The sequence below is a fragment of the Saccharothrix tamanrassetensis genome (assembly GCF_014203665.1).
GTDB lineage: Bacteria > Actinomycetota > Actinomycetes > Mycobacteriales > Pseudonocardiaceae > Actinosynnema > Actinosynnema tamanrassetense.
On record NZ_JACHJN010000001.1, the window covers coordinates 87,716 to 100,819 of the forward strand.

Annotated in this window: 10 protein-coding genes; 8 read left to right on the top strand and 2 right to left on the bottom strand. The window is 73.8% G+C overall.

Translation table 11 applies throughout. The annotated features are described in order from the left end of the window. The first annotated feature begins 24 nt into the window (after positions 1-24). The 5 genes from FHS29_RS00455 to FHS29_RS00475 are packed head-to-tail and all read left to right on the top strand — an operon-like array spanning position 25 to position 6,271. Positions 25-1,113 (top strand): hypothetical protein, encoded by a 1,089-nt coding sequence (locus FHS29_RS00455; protein ID WP_184687150.1) that lies wholly within the window; start codon positions 25-27, stop codon positions 1,111-1,113. Continuing rightward, a complete protein-coding gene (locus tag FHS29_RS00460) occupies positions 1,110-3,362 on the top strand; it encodes a serine/threonine-protein kinase (RefSeq protein ID WP_184687152.1) in 2,253 nt (750 codons plus the stop codon). Before FHS29_RS00455 ends, FHS29_RS00460 begins: the two co-directional genes overlap by 4 nt. Further along, positions 3,362-4,330, top strand: coding sequence for a PP2C family protein-serine/threonine phosphatase (locus FHS29_RS00465; RefSeq protein WP_184687154.1), 969 nt, complete (start codon positions 3,362-3,364; stop codon positions 4,328-4,330). Before FHS29_RS00460 ends, FHS29_RS00465 begins: the two co-directional genes overlap by 1 nt. Then, positions 4,320-5,609, top strand: coding sequence for a vWA domain-containing protein (locus FHS29_RS00470; protein WP_184687155.1), 1,290 nt, complete (start codon positions 4,320-4,322; stop codon positions 5,607-5,609). The genes FHS29_RS00465 and FHS29_RS00470 overlap by 11 nt, the downstream gene beginning before the upstream one ends. Next, positions 5,609-6,271: an FHA domain-containing protein gene (locus tag FHS29_RS00475; RefSeq protein ID WP_184687157.1), complete on the top strand. Its 663-nt coding sequence runs from the start codon at positions 5,609-5,611 to the stop codon at positions 6,269-6,271. The genes FHS29_RS00470 and FHS29_RS00475 overlap by 1 nt, the downstream gene beginning before the upstream one ends. A 100-nt stretch (positions 6,272-6,371) precedes the next feature. On the opposite strand, the gene FHS29_RS00480 is transcribed toward FHS29_RS00475, so the two are convergent. Then, positions 6,372-7,235, bottom strand: coding sequence for an SDR family oxidoreductase (locus FHS29_RS00480; protein WP_184687160.1), 864 nt, complete (start codon positions 7,233-7,235; stop codon positions 6,372-6,374). Positions 7,236-7,293: 58 nt separating this feature from the next. Between FHS29_RS00480 and FHS29_RS00485 the strand changes: the two genes are divergently transcribed. The 3 genes from FHS29_RS00485 (at position 7,294) to FHS29_RS37515 (ending at position 9,100) form a co-directional block, all read left to right on the top strand. Further along, on the top strand, positions 7,294-7,776 hold the full coding sequence (locus FHS29_RS00485) for a MarR family transcriptional regulator (RefSeq protein ID WP_184687162.1): 483 nt from the start codon (positions 7,294-7,296) through the stop codon (positions 7,774-7,776). A gap of 245 nt (positions 7,777-8,021) precedes the next feature. Then, on the top strand, positions 8,022-8,279 hold the full coding sequence (locus FHS29_RS00490) for a hypothetical protein (RefSeq protein WP_184687163.1): 258 nt from the start codon (positions 8,022-8,024) through the stop codon (positions 8,277-8,279). 335 nt (positions 8,280-8,614) lie between these two features. Next, positions 8,615-9,100, top strand: a complete 486-nt coding sequence (locus FHS29_RS37515) for a MarR family winged helix-turn-helix transcriptional regulator (RefSeq protein WP_184687165.1) — start codon at positions 8,615-8,617, stop codon at positions 9,098-9,100. 5 nt (positions 9,101-9,105) lie between these two features. On the opposite strand, the gene hrpA is transcribed toward FHS29_RS37515, so the two are convergent. After that, on the bottom strand, positions 9,106-13,008 hold the full coding sequence (gene hrpA, locus FHS29_RS00500) for an ATP-dependent RNA helicase HrpA (protein WP_184687166.1): 3,903 nt from the start codon (positions 13,006-13,008) through the stop codon (positions 9,106-9,108). Positions 13,009-13,104 lie beyond the last annotated feature (96 nt).

Genomic DNA, 13,104 nt, shown 5'->3' on the forward strand with positions numbered 1-13,104 from the left:
GTGGACGCGGGAACGGATGTGGGGATGGACGCCGGCATGGACGCCGACGCGGAGCTGGCCAGACTGAGCGCGGAGAGCGATCGGGTGGCCCAGTCGCTGCTGGCGATGGACGACCACCCGGGACACCGGCTGCTGCGCGGCGCGGGCCTGACCGGGGTGAGCGCGCGGCGGTGGGAGTCGGCGAACGCCGCGGTGGTCGGGCTGTGGGAGTGGTTCGACGCCTACCGGGCGGTGCTGGCGCAGGCGACGGCCACGCGTGACCCGGCGGAGTTGCGGCGGCTGCTGACCGGGCCGGAGGTGGTGCTGGCGGCACAGGCCCCGGTGCGGACGCTGACCGGCCCGGCGGTGGCGGCGGAGCGGATCACGCTGGCGGAGCTGGTGGAGCGGATGAAGGCCCGGTACGCGGAGCTGACCGCGTTGTTCGACGAGGTGCACGACGCCTGGTCGCGGCGGCTGGCGTTGCTCGACCCGTTGGGCGGGCGGTTGGCCGCGCTGGCGGACTCGGCGGCGGTCGTCGGGTTGCGGTCGGAGGTGGCCGCGGCGCACGCGCGGGCGGTGGCCGACCCGTTGACGCCCGATCCGGGGGTGGCCGGGCTGGCGGCACGGGTCGCCGAGGTCGCCGGGCTGCACGAGGGGTTCGCCGCGCGGGCGGACGCGGTGGCGGCGACGCTGGCGGAGGCGGCGGACGTGCGCGCGGCGGCGGTGGCGCTGCGGGAGCGGGTGGTGACCGGGATCGCCGGGGAGCACCCGGCCGTACCGGAGGTTTCCGGGCCGGTCGGGGCACTGGCGGGGCTGCGTTCGCGTTTCCCCGAGGTGGGTGAACGGGAGGTGGCCGAGGTGGAGTCGGCGGCGGGGACGGTGCTGGCGCGGGTGCGCGCGGTGGCGGCGCAGCTGGCCGGGTCGCTGGACCGGCGCTCCGAGCTGCGCGGCCGGCTGGACGCCTACCGGGCCAAGGCGGCGGCGCGCGGGTACGCCGAGGACGCCGGGCTGGCGGCGCTGCACCGGGCGGCACGCGACGCGCTCCACAGCGCGCCGTGCGACCTGCGGGCCGGCACGGTGGCGGTGGCCCGCTACCAGCGGGCGGTCCTGGACCGGACGGAGGCGGCGCGATGAGGACGTGTCCACGACCGGCGTGCGGTGGCGGGGTCGAGCAGGACGGGTTCTGCGACCGGTGCGGCCTGGAGGCACCGGTGCTGGTGGGCACGGCTCCCGCCGCGCCCGTGTCGCCCGACACCGGACCGGGCACTGGTCCGGGCACTGGTCCGGGCACGGCTCCGTGGACGGCGTCGACGTCGACCTCCTCGAGTGGTCGCTCGCGGCGGGCCTCCACCCGGTCGTCCGGGCGCGGCAGGCTCGGCGCGGGACTGGTGGAGGTACCCCGCATCCCCTACCGCGACCCGAAGACCGCGGTGCTGGCCGACCCGGAGGTGCCGGAGGCCAAGCGGTTCTGCTCCAGCTGCGGCAAGGAGGTCGGGCGCGGCAAGGACGGCCGGCCGGGGCGCGTGGAGGGGTTCTGCGCGCACTGCGGCCACCGCTACTCGTTCACGCCGAAGCTGGCGCCGGGCGAGGTGCTGCACGAGCAGTACGAGGTCCTCGGGTGCCTGGCGCACGGCGGGCTGGGCTGGATCTACCTGGCGGCCGACCACGCGGTGAACGACCGGTGGGTGGTGCTCAAGGGCCTGCTGGACTCCGGCGACGCGGACGCGATGGCGGCGGCGATGGCGGAGCGGCGGTTCCTGGCCGAGGTGGAGCACCCGAACATCGTCAAGATCCACAACTTCGTGCGGCACGCCGACCGGGCGTCCGGCGAGCTGGTGGACTACATCGTGATGGAGTACGTGGGCGGCACGTCGGTCAAGGACATGATCAAGGCGTTGCGGGCGGACGGCACGGGACGCGAGTCGCTGCCGGTGGCGCAGGCGATCGCCTACGCGCTGGAGGTGCTGCCCGCGCTGGGCTACCTGCACGGGGTGGGGTTGCTGTACTGCGACTTCAAGCCGGACAACGTGATCCAGACCGAGGAGCAGCTCAAGCTGATCGACCTGGGCGCGGTGCGGCGGATCGACGACCGGCACTCCCCCATCTACGGCACGATCGGCTACCAGGCCCCGGAGATCGGCACGATCGGCCCCTCGGTGGCCTCCGACCTGTACACGGTGGGTCGGGCGCTGGCGGTGATGAGCTTCCCGTTCGACTTCCGCGGCGCCCACCGGGAGTCGTTGCCGTCGGCGGACGACGAGCCGGTGCTGGCGCGGCACGACTCGTTCCGCCGGTTCCTCGGGCGCGCCACGCACCGCGACCCGGAGCAGCGGTTCGCCTCGGCGGAGGAGATGGCCGAGCAGCTGACCGGAGTGCTGCGGGAGGTGCTGGCGCAGCAGGACGACGTGCCGCGGCCGGGGCTGTCGCGGCAGTTCACGCCGGAGCGGCGGGCGTTCGGCACGGAGGGCGCGCCGGACGCGCGGGCGGCGGCGGCCGGGCTGCCGGTGCCCCAGGTGGACGCGGCGGACCCGGCGGCGGGGTTCCTGGCGACCGCGACCACGGGTGATCCGGACCAGGCGGTGGCGGCGTTGCGGGCGGCCCCGGTGTCCACGGTGGAGGTGCGGTTGCAGGTGGTGCGGGCGCTGGTCGAGGCGGACCGGGTGGCCGAGGCGGAGGCGGAGCTGGACGAGTTGGCCACGCCGTCGCTGTTCGACCCGGACGATCCGCAGGTGCCCGCGCCGGACGACTGGCGGCCGGACTGGTACCGGGGCCTGGCGGCGTTGGTCGACGGCCGCACCGCGCGGGCGCGCGAGGCGTTCGAGCGGGTGTGCGACGTGGTGCCGGGCGAGGCCGGGCCGAAGCTGGCGTTGGCGTTGTGCGCGGAGCTGGCGGAGGATCCGGTGACGGCGGCGGCGCACTACCGGGTGGTGTGGCGCACCGACCACGCGTACGTGAGCGCGGCGTTCGGGTTGGCCAGGGTGCTGTTGGCCTCGGGTGGGCGGGAGGCGGCGGTGCGGGTGCTGCACTCGGTGCCGGAGACCTCCAGCCACCACGTGGCGGCGCAGGTGGCGGCGGTGCGGGCGCAGGCCGGTGGCGGGCTGGTGGACGTGGTGGCGGCGGGAACGAGGTTGTCGGGTTTGGAGCTGGATGTGGCGCGGCGCGCGAAGTTGACCGCGGAGTTGTTGCGCACGGCGCTGGAGTCGTTGCCCGCCGACGGTTCCACGCCGGCGGGCCGGTTGTCGGGCTGCGAGCTCACCGAGGTGGGGCTGCGGTCGGGGCTGGAGCGCTGCTACCGGCAGTTGGCGCGGTTGGCCGACACCCCGGAGCAGCGCATCGCGCTCGTCGACCGCGCGAACGCGGTCCGTCCCAGGACGTTGGTGTGATGGTGGAATCGTGCCCTGAGTGCGCGTCGGCGGTGTCGCCGCAGGACCGCTTCTGCGAGGAGTGCGGGCGCAACCTGCGGGTGCAGCGCACACCCGTGGGCGGACCGGAGGCGGTGGCGGACGCGCGGTGCGCGTGCGGTGGCGGGTTCGACGCGGACGGCTTCTGCGGGCGGTGCGGGCGGGACCGGCCCCCGGCGCGGGACCGGGTGGAGTACGTGCTGCCGGGGTTGGCCGGGGTGAGCGACCGGGGCCGGCGGCGGCAGCGCAACGAGGACTCGATGGCGTTCGGCCGGGTGCGCGGGCGCGGGGTGGCGGCGGTGGTGTGCGACGGGGTGGCGTCCTCCGAGCGCGCCGAGCAGGCCTCGCAGGTGGCCGTGGACACGGCGGTGGACCTGCTGCTGACGGCCGTGCAGTCCGGGGCCGACCCGGAGGAGGCGACCGGCGACGCGGCGCTGGCGGCCGACGCGGCGGTGGGCCGGTTGGCGCGGCCGGGCGCGGAGGAGGTCGCGCCGTCGTGCACGTTCGTGTCGGCGGTGGTGACCGACGAGTCGGCGACCGTGGGCTGGGTGGGCGACTCCCGGGCCTACCTGGTGGGCGAGTCGGGTGCGGCGCGGCTGACCACGGACGACACCTGGGCGGCGCAGCTGGTCGCGGAGGGGGTGCTGACCGAGGAGGAGGCGCTCACCGACCGCCGGGCGCACGTGCTGTCGCGGTGGCTGGGCGCGGACTCGGCGTTGGACGCGCCGCAGGCGGTGACGTTCCGGCTGGAGACGCCGGGGCTGCTGGTGCTGTGCAGCGACGGGTTGTGGAACTACCTGCCCGAGCCGGAGGACCTGTGGGCGGTCCTGCCGCGCGGGGTGGCGCCGGTCGAGGTGGCGCGGGAGCTGGTGGAGGTCGCGTTGAAGGCCGGTGGGCACGACAACATCACGGTGGTAGTCGTTCAACTGCGGGGTGGGCATGGCGCTTGAGTTCGCCGTCGAGGTGTTCCAGAACGAGTACCTGCCGGAGGGCGCGGCGGAGGTGAACGCGATCCTGACGGTGTCGGCGACCGGTGAGGCGGACGCGGTCGCGGTGCCGTCGGCGGACGCGGCGGAGGTGATCGTCGTGGACACCTCCGGGTCGATGCGGTACCCGCCGACGAAGCTCGCGGCCGCGAAGCAGGCCACCGAGGCGGCGGTGGACACGCTGCGGGACGGCGTGGCGTTCGCCGTGGTCGCGGGCACCGACCAGGCCCGGATGGTGTACCCGGAGCAGCCGGGGCTGGTGCGGGCCTCGCCCGCGACCCGGTCGGCGGCCAGGCGCGCGGTGGCGCGGCTGCGGGCGGACGGCGGCACCGCGATGGGTCAGTGGCTGCTGCTCGCCGACCGGGTGTTCGCCGGTCACCAGGGCGGCCCGAAGCACGCGATCCTGTTGACCGACGGGCAGAACCAGCACGAGACGCCGCACCAGCTGACCGCGGTGCTGGACCAGGTCGCGGGCCGGTTCACCGGCGACTGCCGGGGCGTGGGCACCGACTGGCAGGTGGCCGAGCTGCGCCGGATCTCCGAGGCGCTGCTGGGCACGGTGGACATCGTGGCGGATCCCGCGAACCTGGCGGAGGACTTCCGGGCGATGACGTCGACCGCGATGGACAAGGCGCTGGCCGACGTGTCGCTGCGGCTGTGGACGCCGGAGGGTTCGCGGGTGCTGTTCCTGAAGCAGGCCTCGCCGGGGCTGCTGGACCTGACCGACCGGCGGGTGGAGTCGGCGGCGCGCACCGGGGACTACCCGACGGGCGCGTGGGGCGGCGCGGAGAGCCGCGACTACCACCTGTGCGTGCGGGTCAACCCGGCGCGGGTGGGCGACCGGATGCTGGCGGCGCGGGTGAGCCTGGTGGGTCCGGGCGGGGACGTGCTGGGGCAGGGCAGGGTGCTGGCGGTGTGGACCGACGACACGGCGCTGTCGACGAAGATCAACGCCGAGGTCGCGCACTACACCGGGCAGGCGGAGCTGGCCGAGGCGATCCAGGAGGGCCTGGAGGCGCGCAAGACCGGTGACGTGGAGACCGCGACGGCCCGGCTGGGGCGGGCGGTGCGGCTGGCGCACGAGTCGGGCAACTCCGACACGGCGAAGCTGCTGGCCAAGGTGGTGGACGTGCAGGACCCGGTGCGCGGCACGGTCAAGCTGCGGGCACGGGTGGCGGACGCGGACGAGATGACCCTGGACACCCGGTCGACGGTGACCAAGCGGGTCGGGAAGGGCCGTTGATGGCGACCTGCCCCGCCGGCCACGCCACGACCACCGACGACTACTGCGACGTGTGCGGCGCGCCGCTGGAGTCCGCCGGGGCCACGGCCGTCCCGGCCGCTCCGGCGGCGGTGGCCTCCTCCGCGGAGGAGCAGACGTGCCCGGCGTGCGGGGCGGTGCGCACGGGAAGGTTCTGCGAGGACTGCGGGCACGACTCGCTGGCGCCCGTGCCCTCCGGCCTCCCGTCGACCCCGGCCGCTCCGGTGCCCGACGCGCCGGAGCGCTGGCACGCGACGGTGGAGGCGGACCGCGACTACTTCGAGCGGGTGGTGGCCGCGGGCGGACCGGACGCGGCGGCGGTCGCGTTCCCGGAGTTCTGCCCGGCGCGCCGGTTCGACCTGGTGGGCCCGCAGGTGACGATCGGGCGGCGCAGCCGGTCGCGGGGTGTCTTCCCGACCGTGGACCTGGTGGGTCCGCCCGAGGATCCGGGGGTGTCGCACAGCCACGCGCTGCTGGTGTCCACGCAGGACGGCTGGTCGGTGGTGGACCTGGGTTCGACGAACGGGACGACGGTGAACGGCGCGCACGACCCGCTGCGCCCCAACACCCCCCGGCCGCTGTCCGACGGCGACCGCGTCCACGTGGGCGCGTGGACGACGATCACCCTGCACCGCTCGGCCTAGCAGCGGCGACGGCGACCCGGGCGGTCCTGTGGTCGCGGTCCCCTCCCGTCGGTGCCGTCTCCTCCCGTACGGCACCGACGGTGCGCGGCGTCCGGTGCGCTCAGGCCTGTCCGGGTCGGAACGCGTCGGCGTGTTCGGTGGCCCATTGGGCGAAGGTGCGGGCGGGGCGGCCGGTGACGCGTTCGACGGTGTCGGTGAGGGTGCGGCCTTCGGCGGGGATGTCGCCGTAGAGGCGCAGCACGAAGTCGGCCTTCTCGGCGGGGCCGCCGGGTGCGATGCGGAAGATCTGCAACGCGGGCGGGTGCTCGGTCCACAGCGCGCGGGCCTGCTCGGGGGTGAGTTCCTCGAACACCAGGTCGCGGCCGGTGGCGTCGGCGAGGTGGCGGAGCTTGACCCGGGGCGTGAGCAGTTCGGGGCCGGTGAGCGGGTAGGTCTTGCCGTGGTGGCCCTCGCCGGTCAGGGCGGTGGCGGCGACGGCGGCGATGTCGGCTTCGTGGACGGGTGCGCTCGGGCGGTCGCCGTGGGGTTCGCGGATGACTCCGTCGGCGCGCAGCGGCGGGCCCCAGTCGGCGAGGGTGTTGGCCATGAACTCGCCGGGCCGCAGCTGGGTCCACTCCAGCGGACTGGCACGGACGGCGGGTTCGAGGGTGCCCTCTTGCCAGCCGCCGAGCAGCGTGACGCGGCGGATGCCGGCGTCCCGGGCGGCGGCCACGATCCCGGGCCCGTTGGCCAGGGGGTGGTAGGTATGGCCGAAGTTGATCAGGTGGGCGGCGGTGACCCCGTCGAACGCGGCGCGCAGCGAGGCCGTGTCGGTGGTGTCGCCGCGCACGACCTCCGCGGCGTCGGGCAGGTCGGCGCGGGCGGGGTCGCGGGTGAGCGCGCGGACCCGGTGGCCGGCGGCGAGGAGCTGGTGGACGAGGTGGCGGCCGACGGTGCCGGTCGCGCCGGTGACGAGGACGGTCATGTGCTGTTCCCCCGGATACGCTTTGCCTGGTGCAGATACGATACGGAGAGCATATCATATGACTTCCATAAATTCTGGGTGGTCGCGGCGCCGGGCGGCGGCCGGGATCAAGGCGTCGCTGCGTGCGCTGCGCAACCAGATGTCGCTGCTCAACCACCAGGTGGGGGCCCGGTTGGAGCTGCGTGACGTAGACCTGGACTGCCTGGAGATCGTGCAGGAGCACGGCCCGCTGACCCCGTCCGCGCTGGCCCGCCGGGCGGGTCTGCACCCGGCGACGGTGACCGGCATCCTGGACCGCCTGCAGCGCGGTGGCTGGGTGGCGCGGGAACGCGACCCGGACGGGCCGGACCGGCGGGCGGTGCTGGTGCGGGCGTTGAAGGACCGCAACGCGGAGCTGCTCGGCCTGTACGCGGGGATGAGCACGGCGCTGGACGGCCTGCTGGCCGGCTACGACGACGACCAGTTGGCGCTGCTGGCCGACTTCCTGCGGCGCACCACCGAGGCCGGGCGGACCGCGACCGAGGAGCTGGGCCGGGACTGAGCGCCTGCCCCCGGACTCGTTCTCCGTTGTGCGACGTCGTCGTGCGAAGTCGCCCGGGATGATGGCCGAGCACCGATGGGACCAGGCGGACGGCGGACGCGGCGTCACCGCCGCGATCGGCCGCACTACGCCCGATTCCCCCACGACGACCGGATCAGGTCCGTAATGTCCCGCCGGTGTCAGGACGCTCGCGAAGTGTTTCGGGCTCCCCTCCCGGCGGTGGGACACCCGAGGCCGAAGGGCCGGTGAGTCGTCCGCCGGGCTTCTTCGAGCAGCCGGTCTGGACCGGGCTCGGGCTCCTGGTCGTGTGCGCCGGTCCCCTGGCCCTGCTGGCCGGTCTCGGCGGGTACGTCCCCGACGACGACAGGCTGGGCGTCCGGCCGCCGTTCACCACGAGCCACCTCGTCGCCGGGGAGGAGGTCGTCGAAGTCGGGACGGGCATCCCGGTCGAGGTGCACCCGACGCGCGACCTCTTCCGCCTGGTCGCCGACCCGTCCGGTTAGGACGGCCGGGAGTTCCGGGACACGCGCCGAGCGTCCGCGTCGTCCACCCCCGTGAAGACGGGCACCGAGCCCGGATCGCCCGGCGTGGGGCCGTTCGGGGGCACGGGTTGGTCCGCCGGCGGGAGCGGTGCCTCGGCGGTGGGTGGTGGATTCGCGGGAAACGGCCCTCGCCGCGGCGCGGGGCGCGAGCATGGGTGTGGGGGGACTTCGGAGCGTTTCGCCCTGTCCGGCCGAGGCCGGGGCGGATTCCGCCGCCGATGATTTCATCGTGCACATCCGGTGTTCCGACCAGTTCCGCGGCGAGGTGTTCGGGGTTGAAACACGGGAGGGTTTCGATGGGTGACGAGGTCGACCTGGTGCTGGCGCAGTGGCAGGTGGAGCGGCCGGACGTGGACGCCTCGCCGGTGGCCGTGCTGGGGCGGGTGGCCCGGCTGGCGCGGCTGGTGGAGCGGGAGCTCAAGGAGTTCCTGGCGCACTTCGAGTTGGAGCCGGGCGAGTTCGAGGTGCTCACCACGCTGCGCCGGACGGGCGGCGCGGAGGGGTTGACCGCCGGGGCGTTCCTGAACGCGGCGCTGGTGACGGCAGGGGCGATCACCAACCGGATCGACCGGATGGCGGCCAAGGGCCTGGTGGAGCGGGTGCCGGACGGGACCGACCGGCGGGTGGTGCGGATCAAGCTGACCGACGCGGGCCGGGTGCTGGTGGACTCCATGCTGGCCGAGCACATGGCGCGCTACGCGAGGCTGCTGGAGCCGTTGGACCCGGGGACGCGGGAGGTGGTGGCCGACGCGCTGCGGGCGTTGCTGGAGCGCTGCGAGTAGAGGGGTCAGCGGGGGATCGCGTCCAGGGCTTTGAACACGCGCTTGTCGGACACCGTGTAGCGGGTGGGGATGGTCTGGGCGAAGTAGCTCAGCCGCAGTTCCTCGATCATCCACCGCACCTCGTCGAGTCCGGGGTGCGGCTCGTCGGCGGGCAACCGGCCGCGCAGGTCGCGGTACTCGGCGTGCACCTGGTGGATGCGGTCCATCCACTCCCGGTCGCGGCGCGGGTTCTCGGTGAGCTTGTCCAGCCGGCGGGAGATGCCCTGCAGGTAGCGGTGGATGTCGGACAGCCGCGCCGCGCCCGCCTCGGTGACGAACCCGTTGTGGACCAGGCCGCCGAGTTGGGCGCGGACGTCGGCGAGGGCTTCGTCGAGCGCCGGGCCGCGGATGCCGCTCAGGCGCAGTTCGACGTCCTGGGCGGCGTCGAGCACGTTGCGCACCTCGCGGACGACGTCGAAGACCGTCTCCCCCAGGTACTTGCGCACGTAGTCGGTGAGCCGGGCGAAGCCCTTGGCGTTCCAGGCGGGTCCGCCGGCGGATCCCACCAGGTGGTCGACCGCCGCCGAGATGCAGTCGGCGAGCAGGGGTGCGACACCGCCGTGCGGGTTGCGGGTGAGGGTGAGCTTCTCCGCGTTGTCCAGGCCGCGTTGGAGCAGTTTCACCGGGGACGGCACGGTGAGCAGCAGCAGGCGTCGGGTGCCGCGGCGCATCGCCAGCGCCTGCCGTCCGGGGGTGTCCAGGATCTCCACCGCGACGCTGTCGCCCTTGTCGACCAGCGCCGGGTAGGCGGTGACCACGATGCCGGACTGCCGCCGCTGCACGGTCTTCGGCAGCTCGTCCAGGTCCCACGTGGTCAGCCCGGTGCGGGCGAGGCTGGACGCGGCGGCGGCGAGCGTCTCCCGCAGCCGTCCCCGCAGTTGCTGCTTGAGCGCCGCGAGGTCCTTGCCCTGGGCGAGTTCGCGGTCGTTCTCGTCGACGACCTGGAAGGTCAGCTTCAGGTGTTCCGGGACCTGGTCGAGCTGCCACTCCTCGCGCGGCACGACGACACCGGTCAGGGTGCGCAGTTCGCGTTCCAGGGCCGGCAGCAGCGGTTCGTCCGGGTCGATGCCCGCGAGCGCGGCGGCGGCGACGTCGGGCACCGGCACGAAGTTGCGCCGCACCGGCTTGGGCAGCGACCGGATCAGGGCGACCACGAGTTCCGTGCGCAGACCGGGCACCTGCCAGGACAGCGCGTCGTCGGGCACGGTGGTCAGGGCGGGCAGCGGCAGCCGCACGGTCACGCCGTCCACCGCCGCACCGGGTTCGAACCGGTACGTCAGCGGCAGCGCGACACCGCCCCGGGTCAGTTCGTCGGGGTAGGCGTCGGCGCTGATGTCGGCCTTGTCGTTGACCAGCATCGACTTGTCGAACGTCAGCAGGTCCGGCTCGCTGTGCCGGGTCTTCTTCCACCACGTGTCGAAGTGCCGCGCCGACACGACCTCCGCGCCGACCCGCTGGTCGTAGAACTCGAAGAGGGTGTCGTCGTCCACCACGATGTCGCGGCGCCGCGCCCGGTTCTCCAGCTCGGCGACCTCCTCCAGCAGGCCGCGGTTGTGGTGGAAGAACTTGTGGTGCGTGGTCCACTCCCCCTGCACCAGGGCGTGCCGGATGAACAGCTCGCGCGACAGCTCCGGGTCGATGCGCCCGTAGTTCACCTTGCGGGCGGTCACGATCGGCACCCCGTAGAGCGTGACCTTCTCCGACGCCACGACCGCGCCCCGCTTGGCCTCCCAGTGCGGTTCGCTGTAGCTGCGCTTGACGATGTGCTCGGCGAGCTTCTCGGCCCACTCCGGTTCGATGCGGGCCACGATCCGCCCCCACAGGCGGGAGGTCTCGACCAGTTCGGCGGCCATCACCCACTGCGGGGGTTTGCGGAACAGCGCGGAGCCGGGGAAGATCGCGAACTTGGCGTTGCGCGCACCCAGGTACTCGGTGGCCTGCCGCTTGCCGGGGTCGCGCTTGGGCACGTCCTTGACGCCGATGTGGGACAGCAGCCCGGCCAGCAGCGAGATGTGCACGTTGCGCGGTTCGGCGGGCTGGTCGTTGACGTGCACGCCGAGTGTCTTCGCGACCTGCCGCAGCTGGCTGTAGATGTCCTGCCACTCCCGCACCCGCAGGTAGTTGAGGAACTCGTTGCGGCACAGCTTGCGGAACTGGTTGGACGACAGCGCCTTCTGCTGTTCGCGCAGGTACTGCCACAGGTTCAGGTACGCCACGAAGTCCGAGTCGGGGTCCTTGAACCGGCTGTGCTGCTCGTCGGCGGCCTGCTGCTTGTCCGCCGGCCGTTCCCGCGGGTCCTGGATGGACAGCGCGGCGGCGATGACCATGACCTCGCGCACGCACCCGTTGCGGTCGGCCTCGATCACCATCCGCGCCAGGCGCGGGTCCACCGGCAGCTGGGCGAGCTTGCGCCCCAGCGGGGTCAGCTTCTGCTCGGCGGGCAGGATCGCGCCCAGCTCCTGCAGCAGCTGCACGCCGTCGTTGATGTTGCGCGCCTCGGGCGGGTCGATGAACGGGAACGCGGCGATGTCGCCCAGCCCGATGGCGGTCATCTGGAGGATCACCGACGCGAGGTTGGTGCGCAGGATCTCCGGGTCGGTGAACTCCGGCCGCGCGTCGAACGAGTCCTCGCTGTAGAGCCGGACGCAGATGCCCTCGGAGACCCGGCCGCAGCGTCCCTTGCGCTGGTTGGCCGAGGCCTGCGAGATCGGTTCGATCGGCAGCCGCTGCACCTTCAACCGGTTGCTGTACCGGGAGATCCGCGCGGTTCCCGGGTCGACCACGTACTTGATGCCGGGCACGGTCAACGACGTCTCGGCGACGTTCGTGGCCAGCACCACCCGCCGTCCCCGGTGCGGCTGGAACACCCGGTGCTGCTCGCCGAACGACAGCCGCGCGTACAGCGGCAGGACCTCGGTGTTCGGCAGGTCCAGCGCGGCCAGCGCGTCGGCGGTGTCCCGGATCTCCCGCTCCCCGGACAGGAACACCAGCACGTCGCCGGGCCCCTCGGCCTGGAGCTCGCGCACCGCGTCGCACACCGCCTGGGTCTGGTCGCGGTCGGGGTCCGCGCCCGGGTCGTCCGGGTCGACCACCGGCCGGTACCGCACCTCGACCGGGTAGGTGCGCCCGGAGACCTCGATGATCGGCGCGTCCCCGAAGTGCCGGGAGAACCGCTCCGGGTCGATCGTGGCCGAGGTGATGACGAGCTTGAGGTCCGGTCGCCTGGGCAGCAGCTGCCGGAGGTAGCCGAGCAGGAAGTCGACGTTGAGGCTGCGCTCGTGCGCCTCGTCGATGATGATCGTGTCGTACCGCGACAGCATCCGGTCGGTCTGGATCTCCGCCAGCAGGATGCCGTCGGTCATCAGCTTGACCAGCGTGTCGTCACCGGACTGGTCGGTGAACCGCACCTTGTACCCGACGGCCGCGCCCAGCGGCGTGTCCAGCTCCTGCGCGACCCGCTCGGCGACCGTGCGGGCGGCCAGCCGGCGGGGCTGGGTGTGCCCGATCTGCCCCAGCACGCCCCGCCCGAGCTCCAGGCAGATCTTGGGCAGCTGGGTCGTCTTGCCCGACCCGGTCTCCCCGGCCACGATCACGACCTGGTGGTCCCGGATGAGCGCGGCGATGTCGTCCTTGCGGGCGCTGACCGGCAGCTCGCCCGGATAGGTGATCTTCGGCACGGCCTCCCGCCGCACCGCCACCTTCGACTCGGCCCGCGCGACGTCGGCCGCGATCTCGTCGAGGACGGCCTGCCGGGCCTTGCCGTCACGGACCTTCCGGGCCCCTTCGAGCCGGCGCCGCAGCCGCCGCTGGTCCCCGGCCATCAGGTCGGACAGGCGTCGGTGCAGGTCGGTGTGCGCGGTGGTGTCCATGCTGGGACCAGGATAGTAGGGCGCCCCGGGCGAGGCCGCCGAATATCGCTCCGCCGGCCCGAGAGCGCCACCACACCCCGGACCCCCACCCCGGGT

Excerpts from the sequence above, each read along its gene's own strand:
- FHS29_RS00455 (WP_184687150.1), top strand. The coding sequence starts at position 25 with ATGGACGCCGGCATGGACGCCGACGCGGAGCTGGCCAGACTGAGCGCG.
- FHS29_RS00460 (WP_184687152.1), top strand. The coding sequence starts at position 1,110 with ATGAGGACGTGTCCACGACCGGCGTGCGGTGGCGGGGTCGAGCAGGAC.
- FHS29_RS00465 (WP_184687154.1), top strand. The coding sequence starts at position 3,362 with ATGGTGGAATCGTGCCCTGAGTGCGCGTCGGCGGTGTCGCCGCAGGAC.
- FHS29_RS00470 (WP_184687155.1), top strand. The coding sequence starts at position 4,320 with ATGGCGCTTGAGTTCGCCGTCGAGGTGTTCCAGAACGAGTACCTGCCG.
- FHS29_RS00475 (WP_184687157.1), top strand. The coding sequence starts at position 5,609 with ATGGCGACCTGCCCCGCCGGCCACGCCACGACCACCGACGACTACTGC.
- FHS29_RS00480 (WP_184687160.1), bottom strand. The coding sequence starts at position 7,235 with ATGACCGTCCTCGTCACCGGCGCGACCGGCACCGTCGGCCGCCACCTC.
- FHS29_RS00485 (WP_184687162.1), top strand. The coding sequence starts at position 7,294 with ATGACTTCCATAAATTCTGGGTGGTCGCGGCGCCGGGCGGCGGCCGGG.
- FHS29_RS37515 (WP_184687165.1), top strand. The coding sequence starts at position 8,615 with ATGGGTGACGAGGTCGACCTGGTGCTGGCGCAGTGGCAGGTGGAGCGG.
- hrpA (WP_184687166.1), bottom strand. The coding sequence starts at position 13,008 with ATGGACACCACCGCGCACACCGACCTGCACCGACGCCTGTCCGACCTG.